Annotated in this window: 22 protein-coding genes and 1 other RNA gene; 18 read left to right on the forward strand and 5 right to left on the reverse strand. The window is 62.3% G+C overall.

Features of this window, described 5'->3' with window-relative positions:
• Window positions 1-3 precede the first annotated feature (3 nt).
• Window positions 4-432, forward strand: a complete 429-nt coding sequence (locus tag ACMO9O_RS10575; RefSeq protein WP_418983833.1) for a copper resistance protein NlpE — start codon at window positions 4-6, stop codon at window positions 430-432.
• Complete coding sequence (locus tag ACMO9O_RS10580; RefSeq protein ID WP_418983834.1) at window positions 433-1,794, forward strand: dipeptidase; 1,362 nt, start codon at window positions 433-435, stop codon at window positions 1,792-1,794.
• Between the two features lie 472 nt (window positions 1,795-2,266).
• On the opposite strand, the gene ACMO9O_RS10585 is transcribed toward ACMO9O_RS10580, so the two are convergent.
• Both ACMO9O_RS10585 and glyA read right to left on the reverse strand, forming a co-directional pair.
• The gene (locus ACMO9O_RS10585) at window positions 2,267-2,947 is read right to left on the reverse strand and encodes a DUF2461 domain-containing protein (protein WP_418983835.1); all 681 of its coding nucleotides are present in this window, start codon (window positions 2,945-2,947) and stop codon (window positions 2,267-2,269) included.
• A 1-nt stretch (window position 2,948) separates the two neighbouring features.
• Window positions 2,949-4,229 (reverse strand): serine hydroxymethyltransferase, encoded by a 1,281-nt coding sequence (gene glyA / locus ACMO9O_RS10590; RefSeq protein WP_418983836.1) that lies wholly within the window; start codon window positions 4,227-4,229, stop codon window positions 2,949-2,951.
• 131 nt (window positions 4,230-4,360) lie between these two features.
• Here glyA and ACMO9O_RS10595 point away from each other — a divergent pair, with 131 nt between their 5' ends.
• The 3 genes from ACMO9O_RS10595 (at window position 4,361) to ACMO9O_RS10605 (ending at window position 6,939) form a co-directional block, all read left to right on the forward strand.
• Entirely contained in the window at window positions 4,361-4,939 is a 579-nt protein-coding gene (locus tag ACMO9O_RS10595) for a DNA-3-methyladenine glycosylase I (RefSeq protein ID WP_418983837.1), read from the forward strand.
• Window positions 4,940-4,969: 30 nt separating this feature from the next.
• A complete protein-coding gene (fabG, locus tag ACMO9O_RS10600) occupies window positions 4,970-5,716 on the forward strand; it encodes a 3-oxoacyl-[acyl-carrier-protein] reductase (RefSeq protein ID WP_418983838.1) in 747 nt (248 codons plus the stop codon).
• A 344-nt stretch (window positions 5,717-6,060) separates the two neighbouring features.
• Complete coding sequence (locus ACMO9O_RS10605) at window positions 6,061-6,939, forward strand: PorV/PorQ family protein (RefSeq protein WP_418983839.1); 879 nt, start codon at window positions 6,061-6,063, stop codon at window positions 6,937-6,939.
• On the opposite strand, the gene ACMO9O_RS10610 is transcribed toward ACMO9O_RS10605, so the two are convergent.
• Entirely contained in the window at window positions 6,917-7,399 is a 483-nt protein-coding gene (locus ACMO9O_RS10610) for a low molecular weight protein-tyrosine-phosphatase (protein ID WP_418983840.1), read from the reverse strand. The genes ACMO9O_RS10605 and ACMO9O_RS10610 overlap by 23 nt on opposite strands.
• A gap of 61 nt (window positions 7,400-7,460) precedes the next feature.
• On the opposite strand from ACMO9O_RS10610, the gene ACMO9O_RS10615 reads away from it, so the two are divergent.
• The 4 genes from ACMO9O_RS10615 (at window position 7,461) to ACMO9O_RS10630 (ending at window position 11,452) form a co-directional block, all read left to right on the forward strand.
• Window positions 7,461-7,895: a DoxX family protein gene (locus ACMO9O_RS10615; protein WP_418983841.1), complete on the forward strand. Its 435-nt coding sequence runs from the start codon at window positions 7,461-7,463 to the stop codon at window positions 7,893-7,895.
• A gap of 82 nt (window positions 7,896-7,977) precedes the next feature.
• Complete coding sequence (locus ACMO9O_RS10620; RefSeq protein WP_418983842.1) at window positions 7,978-8,493, forward strand: hypothetical protein; 516 nt, start codon at window positions 7,978-7,980, stop codon at window positions 8,491-8,493.
• A 4-nt stretch (window positions 8,494-8,497) separates the two neighbouring features.
• Entirely contained in the window at window positions 8,498-9,709 is a 1,212-nt protein-coding gene (locus ACMO9O_RS10625) for a BamA/TamA family outer membrane protein (RefSeq protein ID WP_418983843.1), read from the forward strand.
• Between the two features lie 33 nt (window positions 9,710-9,742).
• A complete protein-coding gene (locus ACMO9O_RS10630) occupies window positions 9,743-11,452 on the forward strand; it encodes a sulfatase-like hydrolase/transferase (RefSeq protein ID WP_418983844.1) in 1,710 nt (569 codons plus the stop codon).
• Window positions 11,453-11,521: 69 nt separating this feature from the next.
• Here the strand turns inward: ACMO9O_RS10630 and ACMO9O_RS10635 are convergent, their stop codons facing one another.
• Window positions 11,522-11,695, reverse strand: a complete 174-nt coding sequence (locus tag ACMO9O_RS10635; RefSeq protein ID WP_418983845.1) for a histone H1 — start codon at window positions 11,693-11,695, stop codon at window positions 11,522-11,524.
• A 160-nt stretch (window positions 11,696-11,855) separates the two neighbouring features.
• Between ACMO9O_RS10635 and ACMO9O_RS10640 the strand changes: the two genes are divergently transcribed.
• The 9 genes from ACMO9O_RS10640 (at window position 11,856) to ACMO9O_RS10680 (ending at window position 24,371) form a co-directional block, all read left to right on the forward strand.
• Entirely contained in the window at window positions 11,856-12,965 is a 1,110-nt protein-coding gene (locus tag ACMO9O_RS10640) for an efflux RND transporter periplasmic adaptor subunit (protein WP_418983846.1), read from the forward strand.
• Between the two features lie 3 nt (window positions 12,966-12,968).
• Window positions 12,969-16,100: an efflux RND transporter permease subunit gene (locus ACMO9O_RS10645; RefSeq protein ID WP_418983847.1), complete on the forward strand. Its 3,132-nt coding sequence runs from the start codon at window positions 12,969-12,971 to the stop codon at window positions 16,098-16,100.
• A complete protein-coding gene (locus ACMO9O_RS10650; protein WP_418983848.1) occupies window positions 16,097-17,473 on the forward strand; it encodes an efflux transporter outer membrane subunit in 1,377 nt (458 codons plus the stop codon). Before ACMO9O_RS10645 ends, ACMO9O_RS10650 begins: the two co-directional genes overlap by 4 nt.
• A gap of 51 nt (window positions 17,474-17,524) precedes the next feature.
• Window positions 17,525-20,050: a ferrous iron transport protein B gene (gene feoB, locus ACMO9O_RS10655; RefSeq protein WP_418983849.1), complete on the forward strand. Its 2,526-nt coding sequence runs from the start codon at window positions 17,525-17,527 to the stop codon at window positions 20,048-20,050.
• Window positions 20,041-20,211 carry a hypothetical protein gene (locus ACMO9O_RS10660; protein ID WP_418983850.1) on the forward strand — a complete coding sequence of 57 codons (171 nt, stop codon included), beginning with the start codon at window positions 20,041-20,043 and terminating at the stop codon, window positions 20,209-20,211. The genes feoB and ACMO9O_RS10660 overlap by 10 nt, the downstream gene beginning before the upstream one ends.
• A complete protein-coding gene (locus ACMO9O_RS10665) occupies window positions 20,208-20,579 on the forward strand; it encodes a CidA/LrgA family protein (RefSeq protein WP_418983851.1) in 372 nt (123 codons plus the stop codon). Before ACMO9O_RS10660 ends, ACMO9O_RS10665 begins: the two co-directional genes overlap by 4 nt.
• Entirely contained in the window at window positions 20,563-21,255 is a 693-nt protein-coding gene (locus ACMO9O_RS10670) for an LrgB family protein (protein WP_418983852.1), read from the forward strand. The genes ACMO9O_RS10665 and ACMO9O_RS10670 overlap by 17 nt, the downstream gene beginning before the upstream one ends.
• Window positions 21,256-21,449: 194 nt before the next feature.
• Window positions 21,450-23,111 (forward strand): putative transporter, encoded by a 1,662-nt coding sequence (locus tag ACMO9O_RS10675; RefSeq protein ID WP_418983853.1) that lies wholly within the window; start codon window positions 21,450-21,452, stop codon window positions 23,109-23,111.
• Between the two features lie 72 nt (window positions 23,112-23,183).
• Complete coding sequence (locus ACMO9O_RS10680) at window positions 23,184-24,371, forward strand: pyridoxal phosphate-dependent aminotransferase (protein ID WP_418983854.1); 1,188 nt, start codon at window positions 23,184-23,186, stop codon at window positions 24,369-24,371.
• A 253-nt stretch (window positions 24,372-24,624) separates the two neighbouring features.
• Here the strand turns inward: ACMO9O_RS10680 and ssrA are convergent.
• Window positions 24,625-25,028, reverse strand: a transfer-messenger RNA (tmRNA) gene (gene ssrA / locus ACMO9O_RS10685).
• Between the last annotated feature and the right edge of the window lie 6 nt (window positions 25,029-25,034).

Raw genomic sequence — 25,034 nt, forward strand, 5'->3', positions numbered from 1 at the left:
ACTATGAAAAGAGCGATTCTGGCCGCGGCAGCCCTGCTGCTACTGGCCTCCTGCGGCGGCAACGCGCAGAAAAAGACGGCCACGGCTGTCGCAACGGGCCGGCAGCCGGCGAAAATGGCCACTGAACAGGTAGCCGGAACGTATAGCGGCACGCTTCCCGCCGCCGACTGTCCGGGCATCGAAACGACGCTCACGCTCCGCGCGGACGGGACCTATACCGAGCAGAGCCGCTACGTCGACCGCGACGCGGAGTTCGTCGAGCACGGCACATATGCGGTCGACGGCGAGCTGGTGACACTGAACCCCTCGAAAGACGGACAGGTCACCTATCTGAGGATCGAACCCAACGCCCTGCGCATGCTCGACAGCGACAGACAGCCCGTCGAGGGTGCATTGGCGGAACATTACGTACTGACCCGAAAAACGGAATAAATGGATAAGGTAAAACATTATATCGAAGCCAATAACGACCGCTTTATCAGCGAGTTGTTCGACCTGCTGCGCATCCCCTCTATCAGTGCCGAATCGGCTCATAAGCCCGATATGGAGCGCTGCGCGGAGTTTCTGGCCGCGGCGCTGGCAAAGGCCGGTGCGGACCGTGCCGACGTACTGCCCACGGAGGGCAACCCGGTGGTCTATGCCGAGAAGATCGTCTCGCCGAAGGCGAAAACCGTGCTGGTGTACGGGCATTACGACGTGATGCCGGTCGACCCGCGCGAGGAGTGGCATACCGAACCGTTCGAACCCGTCATCCAGGAGGGCCGCATCCGGGGCCGCGGAGCCGATGACGACAAGGGGCAGTTGTGGATGCACGCCAAGGCATTCGAGGCGATGTGCGCCACCGATTCGCTGCCCTGCAACGTGAAATTCATGCTCGAGGGCGAGGAGGAGATCGGATCGCCGAGCCTCTACAAGTTCTGTGAGCAGAACAAAAAGATGCTCAAGGCGGACATCATTCTGGTCTCCGACACGTCGATGATCTCGATGGACACCCCCTCGATCACCTGCGGACTGCGCGGCCTGGCCTATATGGAGGTCGAGGTCACGGGACCCGACAAGGACCTCCACTCGGGCCTGTTCGGCGGTGCGGTGGCCAATCCGGCCAACGTGCTGGCGCGGCTGATCGCCCGGCTGGTCGATGAGAACGGACACGTCACCATCCCCGGCTTCTACGACGACGTGCGCGAGCTGACGCCCGCCGAGCGGCGCGCCTTCAACAAGGCGCCATTCAGCCTCGCGGCCTATAAAAAGTCGCTCGCGGTGGGCGATGTGGAGGGCGAAGCGGGTTATACGACGCTCGAACGCACGGGGGTGCGTCCGTCGCTCGACGTCAACGGCATCTGGGGCGGCTACACGGGCGAGGGGACCAAGACGGTGATTCCGTCGAAAGCGTCGGCCAAGATTTCGATGCGGCTTGTTCCGAACCAGGACTACCGCAAGATTTCGAAGCTCTTCGAACGCTACTTAAAGGCGATCGCACCCAAGAGCGTGAAGGTCAAGGTCAGGGCGCTGCACGGCGGCATGCCCTACGTGGCCCCGACCGACATGCCCGCCTACAAGGCAGCCGAAAGAGCCGTGCAGGAGACCTTCGGCAAGAAACCGCTGCCGTTCTACTCGGGCGGTTCGATTCCGATTATCTCGGGATTCGAATCGATTCTGGGCATCAAGTCGCTGCTGATCGGTTTCGGACTGGCCGAGGACGCGATCCACTCGCCCAACGAGAGTTACGGACTGGATCAGTTCCGCCGAGGGGTCGAGACGATCCCGCTTTTTTACAAATTTTTCGCGGAATAAGACGAGGGGCTGAATGAAAAATTCAGCCCCTTTTCGATATCATCCTCACAGGTGACGCCGCAGCGCCGACTACGTGATCGAGGTCACGGTCGTCACCGAATGCTTGATGCCGATCGTCGTCCGGTTCCCTTGCAGCTGCCGGCCTGCCACTTTGCCATCAACACGTCAACCAGTCCCGCAACCTCGCCAAGTTCGTCACGGGGAAATGAACGGCGGGGCACTCTCCGCCAAGAGGGGTTCCCCGCATACATTCATTCGCGGCGCCGGATCCGGGTGATCCGGATCGACACTTTATTGCTCCCGGTCGGGGACGGCGGCCTTTTCTGCCCTGCGAGAATTCCATAGACGGCGTAGCCGAACGTAAGGGTGAAAACCAAGGTGACGAGAATTCCGGTCATAGGAAAGGTTCGAGAATAGAGAATATCGCTTTCTATAAGAGATCGCACCGGTCTTGAACCGGTGCGATCTCTTGTTAACTCATCTCGTCGTAGGCGAACTGGATCGCCCGGTTGACGATCGCCAGGAAAGGCTGCGTGCGGCGGAACTCCTCCAGCGTGCGTTCCACGAGGTCGGGCGCGAGCAGGAACTCCTCGGTGATCGGCTTTTCGAGGTAGAAGTCCTTCAGCTTGAGCATTTCGGCATAGGGGCTGTCCGACGGGAAACCGGTCGGGACGCGCTTGAGTTTGTTGTGCGAGCACAGGCGGAAGCCCTTCGCGTGCTTTATGGCCGCTTCGATCTCCGGGCCGTTGTCCAGAATTTCTTCGCGGATCGAGCGCAGCACCACGGGTTCGATGCAGACGGCTCCCGCCGAGAGCATGTTGCACCACACGAGCGAATCGGCGCAAGGCTCTACGTGGAAGTAGTAGCCCGCAAAACCCGACTTCTTGCCTTTGGGGGCGATGTAGGCTCCCACGTAGGTTTTGTAGGGCGACTTGTCCGGTGAGAAGCGCGTGTCGCGGGCGATGCGGTAGGTGCAGTCCTGCGCCCGCAGGCCGCGGACCGTGGGATCGAACGCTGCGATGCCCGCGATCAGCTGCTCGGTGAACGCCGCGAACTCCCCCTTGACATGCAGCCACTCTGCGCGGTGGGCGTCGAACCACTCCCGGTCGTTGTTGTCGTGCAGGCGGCGCAGGAAATCGATCAGCTGCTCCATCTTACCAAGCGAAGAGCGGATAGTCGGCCATCAGGGCGTTTACGTCGCGGCGAACGGCGGCGATGTTATCCTCGTTCTCCGGATCGTGCAGCACGCGGTCGATCAAGGAGACGATGTAGTCCATCTTGTCCTCCTTCAGACCGCGGGTGGTGATGGCCGGCGTACCGAAGCGCAGGCCCGAGGCCTGGAACGGCGAACGGGTGTCGAACGGAACCATGTTCTTGTTGGTGGTGATGTCGGCCGCCACGAGGCACTTCTCGGCCAGCTTGCCCGTCAGTTCGGGGAACTTCGTGCGCAGGTCGACCAGCATCAGGTGGTTGTCCGTGCCGCCCGAGACGATCTTGTAGCCGCGCTTGACGAACGCTTCGGCCATCGCACGGGCATTCTTCTGCACCTGGGTCTGATACTCCTTGTAGGCAGGTTCGAGCGCTTCGCCGAACGCCACGGCCTTGGCGGCGATGACGTGTTCGAGCGGTCCGCCCTGGATGCCGGGGAAGACGGCCGAATTGAGGATCTGCGACATCATCTTGACGGCGCCCTTCGGGGTGGTCAGGCCCCACGGATTCTCGAAATCCCTGCCCATGAGGATGATGCCGCCGCGCGGTCCGCGCAGGGTCTTGTGGGTGGTCGAGGTGACGATATGGGCATACCTGACGGGGTTGTCGAGCAGCCCTGCGGCGATCAGCCCCGCCGTGTGGGCCATGTCGACCATCAGCAGTGCGCCCACTTTGTCGGCAATCGCACGCATGCGGGCATAGTCCCACTCGCGCGAGTAGGCCGATGCGCCGCCCACGATCAGCTTGGGACGGCATTCCAGCGCCTTGCGCTCCATGGCGTCGTAGTCGATCGTTCCGGTCTGCTCGTCGAGCTGATAGCCCACGGCCTTGAAATATTTACCCGACATGTTGACCGGCGAACCGTGCGAAAGGTGGCCGCCGTGCGCGAGGTCCAGCCCCATGAAGGTGTCGCCGGGCTGCATGCAGGCGAAGAAGACCGCCATGTTGGCCTGCGCGCCCGAGTGGGGCTGCACGTTGGCGTACTCGGCGCCGTAGAGCCGGCAGATGCGCTCGATGGCCAGCGATTCGACCTTGTCCACCACCTCGCAGCCGCCGTAGTAGCGGGCCGCCGGATAGCCTTCGGCGTATTTGTTGGTCAGCACGGAGCCCATGGCCTCCATGACCTGGTCGCTGACGAAGTTCTCCGAGGCGATGAGTTCGATGCCGTGCATCTGACGCGCGCGCTCGGCTGCGATCAGTTCGAAAATCTGGGAATCTCTTTTCATATCGGTAGGATTAATGAGTTTTCGGCTTACGGAGTGTAAAGTTAATCATTTTCGACGAAATCCCTGCGCCCGGGAACGGTTTAAAATATTTTTTGTACCTTTGTGTGGATTGATCGCTTCATTGGGTAACTATGCAGGATTTGATAGAGGGCCGCTGCGGTTGGTGCGGAACCGACGAATTATATGTAAATTACCACGACCGGGAGTGGGGAAAACCGGTGACCGACGACAAGAGGCTGTTCGAGTTTCTTGTGCTGGAGAGTGCCCAGGCCGGATTGAGCTGGCTCACGATCCTTAGAAAGCGCGAGGGATACCGCAGGGCCTTTTGCGACTTCGATGCCGAGCGGGTGGCGCGGATGACCGAGCAGGACGTCGAACGGCTGATGCAGTTCGACGGGATCGTTCGTAACCGGCTGAAAATCAAAGCGACGATCTCCAACGCGAGGCTTTTTCTCGCCGTTCAAAAGGAGTTCGGCAGCTTCTACGACTACACCCTGTCGTTCTTCCCCGACCGCAAACCGATTGTCAACGCCTACCGCTCCCTGCGCGAGATTCCCGTATCGTCGCCCCAATCCGACGCCATGAGCCGCGATATGAAACGGCGGGGATTCAAATTCTTTGGAACGACGATCTGTTACGCCCACCTGCAGGCTGCGGGGTTCGTGAACGACCACCTGACGGATTGTATCTGCCGCAAAGAGAACAGGTAATGTTTTTAACCATATAAAGATAAAAGAACCATGAAATTACTCGAAGGAAAAGTGGCAGTCGTAACGGGCGCGGCCCGCGGCATCGGCAAGGCCATCGCACTGGAATTTGCCAAGGAGGGAGCCTCCGTGGCTTTCACCGACCTGACGATCGACGAGAACGGCAAGGCCACCGAGGCCGAGATCGCCGCGCTGGGCGTCAAGGCCAAGGGCTATGCCTCGAACGCTGCGAATTTCGAAGAGACGCACCGCGTGATCGAGCAGATCATGCAGGACTTCGGCCGGATCGACATTCTGGTCAACAACGCCGGCATCACCAAGGACGGGCTGATGATGCGCATGTCGGAGGCGCAGTGGGACGCCGTGCTGACGGTGAACCTCAAGTCGGCGTTCAACTTCATCCACGCCGTCGTGCCGGTCATGGCGCGCCAGAAGAGCGGCTCGATCATCAACATGTCGTCGGTGGTGGGCGTGAGCGGCAACGCGGGCCAGTGCAACTACTCGGCCTCGAAGGCCGGCATGATCGGTCTGGCCAAGTCGATCGCCAAGGAGATGGGACCGCGCGGCATCCGCGCCAACTGCATCGCCCCGGGCTTCATCATGACCGAGATGACCGACAAGCTGCCCGACGAGGTGAAGGAGGGGTGGTACAAGCAGATTCCGCTGCGGCGTGGCGGCACGCCCGAGGATGTGGCCAAGGTGGCGCTGTTCCTCGCATCGGATCTCTCGTCCTACGTCAGCGGCCAGGTCATCCACTGCTGCGGCGCTATGAATTGTTAAGAAACGATAGACAACAAACAAGCCTCGGAACAAATGCCGTAAGGCATTGTCCGTGCATAAAAGCGTTCGCCAAGTTTGCTTGAGCGGACGTTTTTATGTATGGACAGCACCGCGAAGAGGTGTCCGAGGCTTGTTTGCTGGTATCGCGCCGCCAACAGTCACCGAGCGGCATGAAGCCCAAAGGCGGAGTGGAGCGTAGGTAAAAACCGGGGCTTCTTTTTAGGGTGGCAGCAACTCCGCAGGTATGCAGAGATGTCGGCCGAAAAGTCCGAACCCGCCCTTAAATTCGCACCATACATAGCATAAACCGGTGCAGTTGCATCTTTTTTGCTATCTTTGCCGACATGAAACGTCCGATACTCATCCTTACGCTCTGCGCCGCGGTCTGCGGAGTGCGCGCGCAGGAGGCGACGCTGCCGACGCCCGACGCCAAGTCGCTGGGCATGGGCGGCGTGGTGATGACCACCCTCTCGGCCTCGCATGCCATCTACAACAATGCGGCGATGGCGATCTTTTCGCAAAGCCCCTCGCAAATCTCCTCGTCCTACTACGGACAGGGCGACTTCGACTCCTACGCCGTGACGGGCATGTGCCGCTTCGACAACGTGAATCTGGCGCAGATCGGCTGGCGGCAATACCTGCGCGAGCGGGGCAACAACGATATGGCGGTCGACCTGGGCTACTCGCGGCGGATCGGCGAGAAGTGGGCCGTGGGCGTGGTGGCGCGCTACATGCACCTGCGGCGGCCCGACGCTTCGGCCGATGCGCTGGCCGTGGACCTGAGTGCGGCCTACGCCCTGCCGCTGGAAAACGTCGGGAGCTACTCGGTGCTGCGCGCCGGCGCGAAGGTGGGGAATCTGGGCGGTTATTTCGGAAAGACGGACTATACCCTGCCGATGAACCTCACGGCGGGCGCGGCGCTCGACACCTATCTGACGGACGCCCACGAGATCACGGTCGGAACCGACTTGGGCTACTACTTCACCCCGGCGGACGTACGCGGTTTCCAACTCTCGGTCGGGGCGGAATACAACCTCATGCAGCTCTTCCAGCTGCGGGCCGGCTACCACTACGGCGAGCGGCGGGAGTACTATCCCAGTTACGCGACCGTCGGCGCGGGCGTGCGCTTCCTCCACCTGCGGCTCGACTTCGCCTACCTCTTCGCCAAGAAGAACACGGTGCTGCGCAACACGTACAGCCTCAGTTTCGGGCTGGATTTCTAAGCTCTTCCACAATCCCTTCGCAGCCGTCTTCCAACAGGTCCAGCACCCGTTCGAACCCCTCGTGCCCCTCGTAGTAGGGGTCGGGGACGTACGTACGGTCGGGATGGCGGCGGAAGAAGGACGCCATGCGGTGAATCTTCTCAGCCGCTGCGCGGGAGGGAGCCAGGCGGTGCGCCGCCTCGTAATTCATGTCGTCCATCACCACGATCCGGTCGAAGCGCCCGAAATCCTCCTCGCGGAGCATCCGGGCGCGGTGTGTCAGCCGATAGCCGCGCCGAGCTGCGGCCCGGCGCATGCGCTCGTCGGGCAGATCGCCCGCGTGTCCGCCGTAGGTCCCGGCCGAATCGACCTCCACGCTGTCGCCCAGCCCCTCGCGGCCGGCGACGTACCGCATGACGGCCTCGGCGGCCGGGGAGCGGCAGATATTGCCCAGGCATACGAACAGAATCCTCGTTTTCATGGCTGCAAAGATAGCGAATTTGGAATATGAATTGCAGCCCTTCGCCCAAAATCGGAACAAGATGAGACGACGGATCGAAGCGTGGCTCGAACAATACCGCTGCCTGGACTGGGCGGTGCTCTACATGCGGCTCTTCGCCGGGGCGATGATGCTCTTTCACAACATCGGCAAAGTGCAGTCCTACAATGAAATCATCGATTCCTACCCCTCGGTGTTCTTCCTGAGCGGCGCGGGGGTGTTCATCTTCATCACCGTGGCGGAGGTGGTGCTGGCCGTGCTGATCATCCTGGGACTGTGGGTGCGGATGGCGGCGCTCATCCTCTCCCTGGGCATCTTCATGCGCCTGGTCTGGGGCGGCTTCGGCGCGGGCGAAAATCAGTTCGTATGGCTGGGCATCTACGTCTTTTTCATCCTTTCGGGCGGCGGACTGTACGCTTTCGACCGCGCATCGTGCTCTCCCAGGAGAGGAAATCGAACCAAAGGAACAAGTTTATAGCCGGCCGCTGCGACGCAATTGAAAGAAAAATCGTACCTTTGCGCAGATTTGTTTTCATTTGCAACTTAAAATCGTAACGACGATGAAGATGAAATTGATCCTGACGCTGGCGGCTTTCACGCTGACGGTTACGGCTCTCGGGGCCCAGGAACTTCCGCGCAAGGTGACCGACGTCGAACTGCTCGATCTGAACGGCCAGCCCGCCACGCTGCCCTACTTCGGCGAAAAAAATCTGATGATCTTCTATGTGGATCCCGACCGGCATAAGCAAAACCACGAATTCACCGTGGAACTCGAAGAGAACCACCGGGCCGAAAGCCCCGAAATCTTCGGTTTCGGCGTGATCAACTCCAAGGATTCGATGTTCCCCAACGGAATCATCCGCAACATGGCCCGCAAGCGCACCGAGAAGAACGGCGCCCTGGTGCTGGCCGACCAGGGCCGCGTGCTGAGCACGGCGTGGGAGCTGGGCGACTGCAACAACCAGTTCGTACTGCTCTTCGTCAACAAACAGGGCGAGCTGGTCTTCATGCGCAAGGGCGTGCTGACCGACGAGGACAAGGCCGCTTTCTACGAACTGCTCGAACAGTACAAGTAGGCGGATGCTGCGTACGTTGCTTCTCTCACTTCTGCTCTGCACCGTTCTGCGGGGACAGGCTCAGGAGGGGATTTATGTCGAGGCCGGGGACACGCTGCGTTACACCTATACGCCCCTCGAACCGCTTCCCGAGACGGACAGCGTGGTGCAGACGCCTGCCCGGCGGAACTTTCTCCGACGCATCGTCGACTATTTCGGAGACGCGACCGTCGACCGGACGTTCGAGAAAAAGATCGACTTCACCTTCGCCGGGGGGCCGAGCTACTCCAAAAACACCAGCTTCGGCATCGGCCTGCTGGCCGCGGGCCTCTACCGCATCGACCGCACCGATTCGGTGACGCAGCCCTCGAACATCTCCATCTTCGGCAACGTCTCGGTCTCGGGGTTCTACGCGCTGGGCGTCACGGGCAACAACATCTGGGACCATAACAAACAGCGGATCAACTACTCCGTGGTCTTCTCCTCGGCTCCGCGCAGCCTATGGGGCGTGGGCTACGAAGAGGCCCGCAACAACGACGAGAGTACCTACGTCGAGAAAAACTACCGCGTGGACGGAACCTACTTGCACCGCGTGCTGCCGTACACCTACCTGGGGGCGCTCGTCAGCTTCCAGCATACGCGGGGGCTGAAATTCACCGACGAGTCCTACCTCCACGGCGAAAAGCACCGCTACACTGCCACCGGCCTCGGAGCCGTGGCGGAATACGACTCGCGCGACTTCATTCCCAATCCGCAGGAGGGCCTTTACGTGAGTTTTAAGGAGGTCTTCTATCCCAAGGGGCTGGGTACGTGCGGGAAGTCGCTCTGGCGCACTACCTTCACCGCCGACTCCTACCACGCGCTGTGGAAGGGCGGCATCCTGGCTACGGACCTCTATGCGGAGTTCAATTCCGCGGGCACGCCGTGGCCGATGCTGGCCCGCATGGGCGGCTCGTACCGCATGCGCGGGTACTACGAGGGCCGTTACACGGACAACGATATGATCACGTTTCAGGTCGAGCTGCGCCAGCGCATCTGGCGGCGGATCGGCTGCACGGTTTGGGCCGGTGCGGGCAACGTCTTCGAACAGCTCGCCCGCTTCGACTGGTCGCATACGCTGCCCAACTACGGCGTGGGCTTCCGCTGGGAGCTGAAAAAGCGGGTGAACGTGCGCATCGACTACGGATTCGGAAAGAATACGAGCGGATTTCTGCTCAATGTCAACGAGGCTTTTTAGCCGGATTAACCCGGTCCCCGGACCGGTCTGTTTATGGACGCTAAACCCCAAACAAACCGCCGCCGCGCGGTCAAGACGCGCAGTCGGTTCACGCTGCTGCTGACCGTCTATTTCTTCGTGGCGCTGATCGTCCCCAACTGCGTGCTGGCCAATACGGAGCCGTATTCGCTGTGGACGATCGAGTGTCTAATCCTCATGCCGCTGGGTTTTTACATGATGTGGAGCGTGGCGCTGCGCCGCTCGGGGGTGATGATCTGGCTGGCCTTTCCGTTCATCTTCTTCTGCGCGTTTCAGATCGTTCTGCTCTACCTGTTCGGCAACTCGGTGATCGCCACGGACATGTTCACCAACCTGCTGACCACCAACCCGGGCGAAGCGGGCGAGCTGCTGGCCAACATCTACCCCTCGGTGGTACTCGTGTGCGTGATCTACCTGCCGCTGCTGTGGCTGGCGGCCCGCGAAATCGGCCACCGGCGCTACATTTCGCGCACGGCGCGACTGAACATCGGACTGACCGGGGCGGCGCTCTTCGCGCTGGGGGCGCTGGCGCTGTGGCCCGCCTACCGCGTGAGCGAGAACAAACATGTGCTGCGCGACGAGATTTTTCCGATCAACGTCCTCTACAACATCGGGCTGAGCGGCTCGGAGTTCCGCAAGACGCATAACTTCCCGAAGACCTCGGCCGGCTTCACCTATGAGGCCGAACGCACGGCGACCGCGCCCGGGCGGGAGATCTATGTCTACATCATCGGCGAGGCCGCCCGCGCCATGAACTGGCAGCTGTTCGGCTACTGGCGCGATACGAACCCCGAACTCTCCGCCACCGAAGGGCTGGCGCTCTTCAGCAACGTGCTGACCCAGAGCAATACCACGCACAAGAGCGTACCGATGCTCCTCTCCTCCGTGGCCACCGACCAGCACGAGGAGCTTTACCGCCGCAAGGGGCTGCCGGCCCTATTCAACGAAGCGGGTTTCGAGACCTACTTCATCTCGAACCAGTCGCCCCAGGGGGCCATGATCGACAACCTGGCCCACGACGCGGGCGAGGTGATCTACATCCGCTCGCCCCGCCACGACATGCAGCTGCTCGAAGCGATGCAGCGCTGCGTCGAGCAGAGCAGGGCGCAGAAACTCTTCTTCATCCTCCACTGCTACGGGTCGCATTTCAGCTACCACCAGCGCTATCCGCGCGAGTTTGCGCGCTTCCGGCCCGATGACGATGTGGCCATCTCGGCCCAGAACATCGGCCTGATCCGCAACGCCTACGACAATTCGATCGTCTACACCGACCACTTCCTCGCGCAGACCATCCGATACCTCGCCTCGCTGAGGGGAACCTCTTCGGCCCTGTTATACTGTGCCGACCACGGCGAGGACCTGCTGGACGACGCCCGCGGACGGTTCCTGCACGCCTCCCCCACCACAACGGCCTACCAGCTCTACGTGGCGTCGCTGGCGTGGTTCTCCGAGACGTACCGGGCGCACTTCCCCGGCAAAGCCGAGGCCGCGGCCCAGAACGGGCACGCCCCGGCCACCACGCACGCCATGTTCCATACGATGGCCGACATGGCATCGATCCGCGGACGCTTCATCGACACGGGTGTGTCGCTGGTCAGCCCCGACTTCGACCGCGAAGCCCCGCGCCGCTACCTGAACGACCACAACGAGGCCGTGCCCTTCCTCAAAACCGGACTGGACGAACACGACCGGGAAGTGTTCCGCAAGTTCGGGATCGAGCCGTAGCGCTTCGCTCCGGCACAAAAACAAAGGCTGCCCCGAAAGGGACAGCCTTTATCTTGTTGCACGTGAGTCTTATTTCGCAGCCTCCACGGAGACCTTGCGGAACTCCTTCATCAGCTTCGAAATCTCGAGAGCGGACTTGCGGGCGCGCGTGCCGGCAGCCTTGTTGCCCTTCTCGGCCTGAGCGGCAGCATTGGCGGCGAAAACTTCGTACTCAGCGTTGATTTTTGCTACTAATTCTTTCATGGCTTTATGAATTTGGGGTTTGTTATCATCGCAAAGATAAGAAAATAATTGAACGATCGTCATTTCGGCGGATAAATTTCGACGAAAAACCCTGTTTTGGGACCTCTTGGCCGGGTTCCGGTATGTTTTTTGTCCCCGGAAGGGGGTAAATCAGCCGCCTATGAACCGTCTTTTTCTGCCGATTTGTCTTTTGGCCGCCCTCGCCGCGGGGTGTAAGAAACATGCTGCCAGGCCCCAGATGCCGCCCCTGCGCGTCGAGGTGGCGCAGGCCGTCGTGGATAGCATTCCCAACCGCATGAGCTTCATCGGTACGCTGTCGAGCAACTTCGACGCGGTGATCCAGCCGCGCGTGAACGGCTATCTCACCTCCAAGCAGTACGACAACGGCATGCCGGTGCGCAAGGGCCAGCTGCTCTTCACGCTCGACCCCGCCCAGCTGTCGACCACCCGGCTGGCCGCACAGGCGGCGCTGGAATCGGCCCGGGCGCAGCTCTCCGAAGCCAAGAACAACTACGACCGCGCCGTGCCGCTGGCCCGCATCAACGCCATCAGTCAGGTGCAGCTGGACCAGTACACCGCCCAGTACAAGGCCGCGCTGGCCTCGGTCCGTTCGACCGAGCAGACGCTGCGGGCCGCGGAGCTGAACGTGGGCTATACCGAGCTGCGCTCCCCGATCGACGGCATCATCGAGCATACGGCGGCCCATGTGGGCGACTATGTGGGGCCGGGCACGCAGTTCAACGTGCTGACCACCGTGTCGAACATCGATACGATGACCGTCGACGTGGCGATCCCGATGAGCCAGTACCTGCGTTTCGGCGGAACCCGCTCGTCGATCTACGATAACGAGGGGCTGCTCTCGGACATTCGCCTGACGCTGGCCGACGGCACGCAATACCCCTACGAGGGGCTTTACGACTACACGCGCAAGGATATTTCGAACACGACGGGAACCATCGTGGTGGTGGTCATGTTCCCCAATCCCGAACAGTCGCTCAAGCCGGGACAGTTCGCCCGCGTGGCGGCGAACCTGGGACCCGTCCGGGGGTGCGTGGTCGTGCCGCAGCAGAGCGTCAGCCAGACGCAGAACATCGACGCGGTGTGGGTGGTCGAACCGGACAGCACGGTCCGCTACCGCCGCGTCACCCCGGGCGAGACCTACGGGGATGCGTGGTGCATCCAGCAGGGCCTTTCGCCCGGCGAGTGGGTCGTGGTCTCCGGACAGATGAAACTGCACGACGGCAGCAAGGTAATCCCCCTGAAACGGTAGCGTATGGAACGGTTTTTCGTATCGCGCCCGATCTTCGCCATCTCGCTGGCCATCGTCATCGTGCTGGTGGGCCTGATCTCGATCCTGCGCCTGCCCATCGAGCAGTATCCCGACATCACGCCGCCGGTGGTCGAGGTGTCGGCCACCTACGACGGAGCCGACGCCGAGACGGTCAACAACGCCGTCGCCACGCCCTTAGCGCAGGCCGTGATGGGCGTCAGCGACATGCTCTACCTCCAGACCACCAGCGCCAACGACGGCTCGATGGTCATGCAGGTCACCTTCGACATCGGGTCCGATCCCGATCTGGACGCGATCTTCACCCAGAACAACGTCTCCACGGCAACGCCCCTGCTGCCCGAATCGGTGACGCGGCAGGGCGTCACCACGCGCAAGACGATGACGGGCTTCCTCTTGGTCTACTCGCTCCACAGCGACGGCCGCTACGACGACGAGTTCCTCTCCAACTATGCCTATATCAACCTGCAGAACGAGCTGCTGAAGATCAACGGTGTGGGCAAGGTGTCGATCATGGGCGCGGGCGAGTACGCCATGCGCATCTGGCTGCGGCCCGACGTGCTGAAATACTACGGCATCGCCGTGGAGGAGGTCACGGCGGCCATCGAAGAGCAGGCAAGCATCTACCCCGCCGGGCAGTTCGGTGCGGAACCCGCCCCCGAGGGGACGACCTATACCTATACGGTGACCATGCCGCCGCAAATTTCCACGGCGGAGGAGTTCGGCGAGATCGTAATCCGCACCACCTCCTCGGGCGAGCAGATCCGGCTGCGCGACGTGGCCGAGGTGTCGCTGGGCAGCCAGTCGTACGGCGTCAGCTCGCTCTACGAGGACAAGCCCACGGCGCTGATCGTCGTCTACCAGCAGCCGGGCAGCAACGCCATGCAGGTGGGCCGCAAGGTCAAGGCCGAGATGGAGCGGCTCGCGCAGCGCTTCCCGGACGGCGTGGAGGCCGCGACGATCGTCGACACCACCTCGAGCATCGGCGCGGGCGTCAAGGACATCTTCCGCACGCTCATCATCGCTCTGGTGCTGGTGATCTTCATCATCTACCTCTTCATTCAGGACTGGCGCGCCACCGTTATCCCGCTGGTGGCGATCCCCGTGTCGCTCATCGGAGCCTTCATGCTCTTCCCGCTGCTGGGCTTCACGATCAACATCATCTCGCTGCTGGGGCTGGTGCTGGCCATCGGCCTTGTGGTCGACGATGCGATCGTGGTGGTCGAGGCGGCGCAGGTCAATATCGCCGCGGGCATGACGCCCCGCGAGGCGGCGCTGGAGGCCATGCGCAACGTCGCCTCCCCGATCGTCGCCACGACCGTGGTGCTGCTGGCCGTTTTCATCCCCGTCTCGTTCACGGGCGGCATCACGGGGCGGCTGTTCCAGCAGTTCTCCGTAACGATCGCCGTTTCGGTGGTCATCTCGGCCTTCAACGCCCTCACGCTGTCCCCGGCGCTTTGCGCCCTGTTGCTGCGCCGGAAAGACCCGCCTGAAAGGGGCCCCTTCGCCGCCTTCAACCGCTGGTTCGGCCGCCGGATGGAGCGCTATACGACCTTCACCCCAACGCTGATCCGCCACGTCGCCCGCACCGGCATCTTTATCGCGGTCATCCTCGCGGTCATCTTTCTCGTGTGGCGGCGGCTGCCGGCCGGGTTCCTGCCGGAGGAGGACCAGGGCTACGTCATGGTGATGGTCTCCACGCCCGAAGCCTCGTCGCTGGAGGTGACCAGCCGTGCGATGGCGCAGGCCGACGCGGTGATCCGGCAGCTGCCGGAGGTCGCCTCGACCTCGTTCGCCGCTGGATTCAACATGATGGCCGGCATCGCGTCGACCGACAGCGGCATCATCTTCGTCTCGCTGGTCGGCTACTCCGACCGCAAGCTCTCGGCCATGCAGATCGCCCAGCGGCTCACCGAAGAGCTTTACGTCGCCGTGCCGGGCGCGGAGTGCTACGCCTTCATTCCGCCCTCGATCCCGGGGCTGGGCATCACCTCGGGCATTTCGGTCGAGGTGCAGGACCTGGAGGGGCGCGGTACGGAATATCTGCTCGCCAACACCGAGAAGCTGATCGACTCGCTACAGAAGCTGCCGACCGTGGCCTCGGTGACCACGCAGTTCAACGCCGGGGTTCCCCAGCGGCGGCTGCGCATCGACAAGGAGCAGGCTTTGGCCGCCGGCGTCGACCTCGGAACGCTCTACGGCGAGCTGACGGCGCTGTTGGGCGGGCAGTACATCAACAACTTCACCCGCTTCGGGAAGCTCTACCAGACCTACCTGCAGGCCGCACCCGCCTACCGCACCGACAAGCGCTCGCTCGACAGTTACTACGTCACCTCCGCCTCGGGCGAGAGCGTGCCGGTGGCTTCGCTGGTCGAGGTGGCCGATACGGTCGGTGTGGAGTATGTCTCGCAGTTCAACCTCTACCGTTCGATCGCGCTGACGATCACCCCCTCGGCGCGCGCTTCGACGGCGACCGTGATGCGGCAGATCACCGCTACGGCCTCCGAGGTACTGCCCGAGGATATCGGCACGGCGTGGAGCGGAACCTCCTATCAGGAGGCCAACGCTTCGAAAACAGGCGGGCTGGTCTACCTGCTGGCGCTGGTCTTCGTCTTCCTGGCCCTCGCGGCGTTGTACGAATCGTGGGGCCTGCCGCTGGCGATCCTTATGAGCGTGCCGGTGGCGGTGCTGGGCGCGGTGTTGTTCATCGGGGGCGTACACCTGATGGATGCGCTCTACGTCAACGACATCTACATGCAGATTTCGCTGGTCATGCTGATCGGACTGGCGGCCAAAAATGCCATTTTGGTCGTGGAGTATGCCGACCGGCTCTTCCACGAGCAGGGCGCATCGCTGATGGATGCGGCCATCGGCGCGGCCAAACTGCGCGTAAGGCCCATCATCATGACCGCCTTCGCCTTCATCCTCGGCGTGCTGCCGCTGGTCTTCGCGCACGGCGTCTACGCCACGGCGCGCAACATCATGGGTGTGGCGCTGGTGGGCGGCATGCTCTTCGCCACGCTGCTGGGCATCTTCGTCTACCCCGCCCTCTACTACTTCGTAGGCCGCATCGGCCGCTTCGAACGCCACCGGGCACAAAAACAATCCTCCAAATGAAACGCTTATCCGTTCTGATCGCCCTCTGCCTCGCGGCCTGCACGCCCCGGTTCTATCCGCCGGAGGTTCCCGTGCCCGAACGGTATCTCCATACGCAGGGCTTCTCGCAGGACAGCACCGGATTCGACCCCTGCTGGTGGGAGATGTTCGGCGACCAGACGCTCAACGCGCTCATCGAACGGGCGCTGGAGAACAACCGCGACCTCGCGGCGGCGGCTTCGCGCGTCGAGGAGGCGCGGGCCAACCTCGGGGCGGTGCGGGGGCAGTACCTGCCGCAGATAGGTATCGGCGTCTCGGCCGAAGGGGAATACACGCCCGAAACGAAGATCGTGCAGACCTACGGCATCGAGCCGACCCTTTCGTGGGAGGTGTCGCTCTTCGGAGCCTTGCGGAACGCCCGGCGGGCTGCACGGGCGCAGCTCCTCTCCACGGAGTGGGCCTACGAGGGCGTGAGACTCTCGCTGGCCGCCGAGGTGGCGACGACCTATTTTACGCTGCTCGAATACCAGCGCGACCTGGCGATCGCCCGCCGCAGCTACGACCTGCGGCGGCAGTCGGCGGCGCTGATCGACTCCCTGTTCCGCTACGGCATGTCCGACGGCGTGGCGCTGGCGCAGGCGCAAAGTCTGGTCTACACCGCCGAGGCCGACATACCGCTCTACCGGCGGGCCGTGGAGCAGACGCAGCTCTCGCTGGGCATCCTGCTGGGCGAGGCGCCCCGGCGTGCCGACACGCAAAGCACGGGCGAACGGCTGCTGTGCGACAGCCATCCGGTCGACATTCCCGTGGGGCTTCCCTCCGAGCTGCTCACGCGGCGGCCCGACGTCGTTCAGGCGCGGTACGACGTGCTGGCGGCCGCGGCCAACGCGGGCGTCGCCCGCAGCGCGCGCTTCCCGTCGATCACGCTGACGGCCAAAGGGGGCGTGGCCTCCAACTCGCTCAAAGGGCTGACCTCGGCCAACCCGTGGGCCTGGGACGCGGTGGGACAGCTCGTCGAGCCGATCTTCGCGTTCGGCCGGCTGCGCCGGCAGGAGCAGGCCGCCATGCAGCGCTACGAGCAGGCGGCTCGCAACTATGAGCAAACCGTGCTGACGGCCCTTTCCGACGTGGAGTCGGCGCTGGTGGCCATCGACACCTACCGCCGGCAGGCGATGCGGTACAGCGAGCTGGTGAACGCCAACGAGCGCATCGCCACGATGACCCAGGCGCTCTACCGCAGCGGTTTCTCGGATTACCTCGCCGTGATCGACGCTCAGCGCGAACTCTACGCCTCGCAGATGCAGCTGGTCAACCTGATCGCCCAGCAATATATCAACTACGTCGATCTCTGCAAGGCGCTGGGTGGAGGCTGGCGGCCGAATACCTATAAATAGGGATTGCAGATTTGGCCGCAAAACCCTATCTTTGCGGCCAAAAAAGCGACCATGCGTCTTTCGGAACTCAAAACCGGGGAGTCGGCGACGATCCTCAAAGTGCTCGGACACGGCGGCTTCCGCCGCCGCATCATGGAGATGGGCTTCGTCCGAAGCCAGCGGGTCGAAGTGGTGCTCAACGCGCCGCTCAGGGATCCGATCGAATACCGGATCATGGGCTACGACGTGTCGCTGCGCCGCAGCGAGGCGGACATGATCGTCGTACTCTCGGACGAAGAGGTGCGCAAGCTGCTCTCGGAAAGGTGCACCGGGCATCATCACCATCATCACCATCACGACCGCTGGCCCGGAGCGGAGGGCGGGCCTTTCGCCGAAACGCCCGGTCCCGGGGACGAGTGCCGCAGCGCGGACGAGGTGATCACGCGCCACAGCCGGACGATCGCCGTGGCGCTGGTGGGCAACCCCAACAGCGGCAAGACTTCGCTGTTCAACGCCATATCGGGCGGCCGCGAACACGTGGGCAATTACAGCGGCGTGACCGTCGGGGCCAAGATCGGCTACCGCACCTACCGCGGCTACCGCTTCGAAATCACCGACCTGCCCGGGACCTACGCCCTGTCGGCCTACACGCCCGAGGAGCGTTACGTGCGCAGCCACCTCGCGCAGAACACGCCCGACGTGATCGTCAACGCGGTGGTCGCCTCGAACCTCGAGCGCAACCTCTACCTCACCACCGAACTGATCGACATCAACCCCCGCATGGTGGTGGCGCTCAACATGTACGACGAACTGGAGGCCAGCGGGGCGAAGCTCGACTACGAGAGCCTGGGCCGCATGCTGGGCGTGCCGATGGTCCCCGTCGAGGCGCGCAACCACCGCGGTATCGAGTCTCTGCTGGACACGGTGATCGCCGTGTACGAGAATCAGGACGACCGCGTACGGCATATCCATATCAACCAGGGACCCGTGGTCGAGGAGAGCCTGCAGCGGCTCAACGCCGAGCTGAACGCCTGCCGGGGCGAGCTGCCGAAAGCCTTTCCGCCCCGCTACTACGCCATGAAGCTGCTGGAGGGAGACCAACAGGTCGAAGAGCGGCTGCGCGGCTGCGAACGCTATCCCGAGTGGATTGCGATCCGCGACCGCGAGGTGCGCCGCATCGCCGAAGCGCTCGGGGAGGATGTCGAAACGGCGTTCGCCAACCAGAAATACGGCTTTATCTCGGGGGCCCTGAAGGAGACCTTCACCCCCGGAAAGCGCGAGGAGGCGACCGCGACGGCGCTCATCGACACGTTCGTCACGCACAAGCTGTGGGGGTTCCCGATCTTCTTCGCCCTGATGTGGCTGATGTTCTGGTGCACGTTCCGCCTGGGGGCCTATCCGCAGGAGTGGATCGACACGCTGGTGGGATGGATCGGCCAGGGGGTCGATGCGCTGCTGCCTGCCGGGCCGCTGCGCGATTTGCTGACCGACGGGGTGATCGGCGGCGTAGGAGCGGTGATCGTCTTCCTGCCCAACATCATGATCCTCTACCTGTTTATCTCGTTCCTGGAGGATTCGGGCTATCTGGCGCGCGCGGCCTTTATCATGGACCGCGTGATGCACCGCATCGGACTGCACGGAAAGTCGTTCATTCCCCTGATTATGGGCTTCGGCTGCAACGTGCCCGCGATCATGGCCTGCCGGACCATCGAAAGCCGGAGCAGTCGTTTGATAACCATTCTGATAACCCCTTTCATGTCATGCAGCGCGCGAATTCCGATCTACCTCCTGCTGGCCGGCACGTTTTTCGCCGCCGATGCCGGGCTGGTGATGGTCGGACTGTACGTACTGGGCATCGTTGTGGCGATGGTCACGGCACGACTGATGCGGCGGTTTCTGTTCCCGGTGGACGAGACGCCTTTCGTCATGGAGCTGCCGCCCTACCGTCTGCCGACCTGGAAGACCACCCTTTCGCACATGTGGGAGAAGTGCGCGCAGTATCTCCGGAAGATGGGCGGCATGATCCTCGTCGCCTCGGTGATCGTCTGGTTTCTGAGCTACTACCCCCGCGCCGACGCCTCGGCGGACTCCCGGACGCATTACGAGCACTCCTACCTCGGACGGCTGGGCAAGAGCTGCGAACCGGTGTTCAGGCCCCTCGGGCTCGACTGGAAAGCGGGCGTGGCGCTTTTGTCGGGCGTACCGGCCAAAGAGATCGTGGTCAGCACGCTCGGGGTGCTCTATACCGAAGCCGAAGCGGCGAACGGTGCGGACGAGGTCGAGGTAATCGGCTGCGCGGACGGTCCGACGGCGATCTATATCGGCGAGGACCCCGCCGGGGAGGGGCTTGCCGCGGAGATCCAAGCGGAGGGCGCTTCCCGGACGCTCTCCGAACGGCTCGCCGCCAGCGGCGACTTCACCACCGCCTCGGCGCTGGCGTTCCTGGTCTTTATCCTGCTCTACTTCCCCTGCATCGCCACGCTGGCGGCCATCGGCTCGGAGGCGGGCTGGAAGTGGGCCGCGGCGACGCTCGTCTACGACACCGCGCTGGCGTGGGTCGTGGCATGGGGTGTTTACCGATTCGTATTGTGGCTCTGATGGACTGGCAGGATTATACGGTCTGGGCCATCGGGCTTCTGGTGGCTGTGCTGGTCGTGCGGCGGGCGGTCTGCCTGTTCCGGGGGCGCGGCCGGGGCGGTTGCGCCTCGTGCGGATCGGTCGGCTGTCCGCTGAAAAAAGCCGTTCGCAACAGGAAATGACCGGGTTGTTTTACATACTTCTTTGCTGGCTGATCGGCAACGGATTGAGTGTGCTGACCGGAGGTTACGTTTCCGGTAACGTGATCGGTATGATCCTTCTCTTTGCCGCGCTGTGCCCCAAGTGGGTAAAGGCCGAAACGGTCCGCCCGGCCGCCCGCTTTCTGCTGGGGTCGATGGCTCTCTTCTTCGTCCCCTACGGCGTAGGGCTGATGGACTCCTACCGGGTGATTCTCGACAACCTGTGGGCCATCGTCGTTTCGGGCATCCTCTCGACCATCGTTGTATTATTGGTCTCGGGCAAGACCTTCCAAAGCCTGAACCGCCGCAAACGACTTCAACCGAAGCAAACCGATGAACACGCTGCTTGAATCGGACCTCTTTCTGCTGACGCTCACCGTGGGGCTTTACTGTGCGGCCGGAGCGCTCTACCGCCGTACGCGCCTGGCGCTCCTCCACCCCGTGCTGCTCACGTTTGCGGCCGTGATCGTCTTTCTGCGCACGGCCGACATCGGTTACGCCCGTTATCAGGAGGCGACCCGCGTACTCGATTTCGCGCTCGGGCTCTCGGTCGTGGCACTCGGATACCTGCTTTACAAACAGCTGGAGCGGCTGCGGGGCTGCCTGCTGCCCGTGGGCGCGGCGACGCTGGCCGGGTGCGTCACGGGCATTTTGAGCGTGGTCTATATCGCCATGGCCTGCGGCGCGGAACGGCAGATACTCATTTCGATAGCTCCCAAGTCGGTGACCGTTCCGATCGCCGTATCGGTCGCGGGACCGCTGGGCGGCATCGTGTCGGTCACGTCGGTCGTGGTCTTCTGCGTCGGCATCTTCGGCAGCATTTTCGGGGAGTGGCTGCTGCGCCGCTGCGGGGTCCGGGACCCCGAGGCGCGGGGATTCGCCCTCGGAGCCGCCGCCCACGGCATCGGGACGGCGCGGGCGATCGAGCTGGGAGCCGTCGAAGGGGCATTGAGCGGGCTTGCAATGGCCCTGATGGGGCTGGCAACGGCGCTGCTGATGCCGCTGATGGAGAAATACCTCTACTGATTTTCAAACTTCTGATAAATATCGTACTTTTGTACGCTGTGGGCGGAGCGCCATCAGCCTGCGAAGAGGATGTCCTCTGCGGCCCGCACGGCTTGACAGCCGAAACAAATAATGTGTATTATGGCCCCGCACGGCCCCCTGAGCCGCAAGACAAAACAGCACACGATAAACACCAATCGACCTAAAATAACACGATGGACTGGCTCAATACCCTCTTTTTCGGCGGAGGCATCGCCCACGCCGTGCTGACCTTCTCGCTGGTCATCACCCTCGGCATCCTGCTCGGGAAGATCAAAATCAGCGGCATCTCGCTCGGCATCACCTGGATTCTCTTCGTCGGCATCGCCCTCAGCCACTTCGGAATGACCGTCGACTACGAGGTGCGGCACTTCGTGCAGGAATTCGGACTGATTCTTTTCGTCTTTTCGATCGGGTTGCAGGTCGGCCCGGGTTTCTTCTCCTCGTTCAAGCACGGCGGCATGACGCTCGTCGGCTGTGCCGCGTCGATTGTGCTGTTAGGAGTGACAACGGCTTATGTGCTCCATCTGGCCACCGGGACCCCCATTCCGACGATGGTCGGCATCCTCTCGGGCGCTGTGACCAATACCCCCGGTCTGGGTGCGGCGCAGCAGGCCTATGCCGACGCGTCGGGGATTCAGGACCCTACGATCGCCCTGGGCTACGCCGTGGCCTATCCGCTGGGCGTGGTGGGCATTATCCTCACGATGATCTTCATCCGCTACGCCCTGCGCGTGCGCTTCGAAAAGGAGGACGAGGAGCTGGCCCGCCTCTCCAACGAACACAAACTGGCTAAGAAAGTTTCCGTGGAGTTCACCAACCGCACGCTCGACGGGCGGACGGTCGAGTACATGCGCGAGCTGGTCAACCGGCAGTTCGTCATTTCGCGCATCCTGCACGGGGGCGAGGTGGTGATGGCCGATGCGGAGAGTCAGGTGCGGCTGGGCGACCGGTTGTGGGTCATCTGTCAGGCGGAGGACTGCGAGGCCATCGTAGCGTTCTTCGGGCGCCGCGTGGAGATGACCGACCAGGAGTGGGGCAACAATACGCCCAACGCCGTATTGGTGTCGCGGCGCATCCTGATTACCAAACCGTCGATCAACGGCAAGAAGTTCTCCGACCTGCGCCTGCGCACCCGCTACGGCATCACCATTACGCGTGTCAACCGCGCGGGCGTGGACCTGATCCCCTATCAGGGGCTTGAATTGCAGGTGGGCGACCGGGTGATGGTCGTCGGGCCCGAGAAGGCCGTGGCGCAGGCTGCCGACGTATTGGGCAACTCGCTCAAAAAGCTGGATCAGCCCAATTTGGTGACGATCTTCGTAGGTATCGCTTTAGGTGTGCTGCTGGGTTCGATTCCCCTGATGAACGTGCCCCAGCCCGTGAAGCTGGGACTGGCGGGCGGCCCGCTGATCGTGGCCATCCTGCTGGGCCGTTTCGGAGCGCATTTCCATCTGGTGACCTACACCACCGTGAGCGCTAACCTGATGCTGCGCGAGATCGGCATCGCCCTGTTCCTCGCGGCGGTCGGAATCGGCGCGGGCGACGGCTTCATCGACGCGATCGCGGACGGCGGCTACCGTTGGATCGGCTACGGGGTAATCATTACGGTCGTACCGCTGCTGATCGTTTCGCTCGTGGCCCGGCTGTGGCTGAAGATGAACTACTACACGCTGATGGGGCTGATCGCCGGGTCGACGACCGATCCGCCTGCGCTGGCCTATGCCAATGCGACCGCCGGAAACGACATGCCGGCTGTGGGCTACTCGACGGTCTACCCCGTTGTGATGTTCCTGCGCGTGCTGACGGCTCAGATTTTTATTCTCTTCGCGCTTTGAACCGGACGGGTGTTTCGTTTTTAAAGAATTTTATTTAACTTTGTCCGTGTAAACCCAAACACCCGGATCATTATGGCAAAAGCAGTAAACATCGCCCGTTCGCACCGGCTGGACGGCATAGGAGAGTACTATTTTTCCCGCCGTTTGCGCGAGATCGCCGAAACGGAAGCGGCCACGGGTCGGCAGATCGTCAAACTGGCGATGGGCAGCCCCGATCTGCCGCCCCACCCCTCGGTCATCGAGCGACTGGCCACGGAGGCTGCGCGTCCCGACGTGCACAAGTATATGTCTTACAAGGGCGAACCCATCCTGCGCAAGGCTTTTGCCGACTGGTATAAAAAGTGGTATCGGACCGAGTTGGACTACAACGCGGAGGTGCTGCCGCTCATCGGCTCGAAGGAGGGCATCATGCACATCTGCATGACGTTCCTCGACCGGGGCGACAAGGTGCTGGTCCCCAATCCGGGCTACCCTACCTACTCGGCGGCGGTGCGGCTGGCGGGCGGCGAGATGCTGCCCTACGCGCTCAACAAAGAGACCGACTTCTACCCCGATTTCGAGGCCATCGAGCGCGCCGGGCTGGAGGGTGTGAAGATGATGCTGGTGAACTATCCCAATATGCCTACCGGTCAGACCCCGTCGCGGGAGTTGTTCCAGCGGATCGTGGACTTCGGGGCCAAACACAACATCCTGATCGTGCACGACAATCCGTACAGTTTCATCCGCAACGTCGAGGCTCCGATCTCGATCATGGAGGCCGACGGCGCGCGCGAGGTGGCGCTGGAGATGAATTCGCTGTCGAAAGGGCACTCGATGGCCGGCTGGCGCGTAGGCGTCGTGGTCGGCAAAAAGGAGTGGATCGACGCGATCCTGACCTTCAAGTCCAACATGGATTCGGGCATGTTCTACCCCATCCAGGCCGCGGCCGATACGGCGCTGTCGCTGGGCGAGGAGTGGTTCGAGGAGCTGAACGCCATCTACTACGGCCGCGAGAAGCAGGCCTATGCGCTGCTCGATGCGCTCGGCTGCCGCTATCGCCTCCATCAGGCGGGCCTCTTCGTATGGGCTGAACTGCCGGAGGGGTATGCGGGCGACAGTTTCGCCTTCTCGGACGAGGTGATGGAGAAATGCGATGTTTTCCTCACCCCCGGCGGCATCTTCGGCTCAGAGGGCGAGCGGTATGTCCGCATCACGCTCTGCTGCCCGGAGGAACTGCTCAAAAAGGCGACGGACAAGATCAAAGCCGTCTACGGGAAGTAACCGGACCGAAATCGTCGAAATGTCTCCCCTTCGGATAGGATCCGGAGGGGAGTTTTTATAGATGACGGTCTAATCCGTCCGGGCAATCAATTCTTGGAAAAAAGCCGAAGTCAGGAGGCATAGCCCCGCTGAGGACGGACAAAATTCGCCTCGCAAAATTTAAGTCTCCCTTTCTCAAAGGGAGATTTAGCGGGAATGTCGAAGTGGGAGGCACTGCCTCCACGAAAAAAGACGGACTAAAATCCGTCTTTTTTCGTGGAGGCGGCGGGAGTCGAACCCGCGTCCAAACAGGGAACCCGAAAGCTTTCTACACGCTTAGTCGCCGTTTGATCCTTCTACCCCGGCCTGGCAGGCGACAGCCGAACCGGGGTCCCAGTTCCTTGATTTTCGCACGCCGGCCGGAACGCTCCGACGCACTATCTCTAAATGTTCGATACCCCGTATGGAAAGCCGTTAAAGAGCGGAACAGCCCTCCGGGATACTCGTCGCCCGACCACCTGGGGCCAGGCGATTAAGCCAATTTTCCTTGAAAATTAGGCAGCGAGTGCATAGCTGTTATTGCCATTTGAATCTTGAGCGTCGGGATTTACGAGCCGCCACACAGCGCTCGACGTGCTTACAATCAAACTCTGCCTGCTGTCAAAACCGGGCGCCCCCAGTCTT

This window comes from Alistipes sp. (assembly GCF_048465635.1).
GTDB lineage: Bacteria > Bacteroidota > Bacteroidia > Bacteroidales > Rikenellaceae > Alistipes.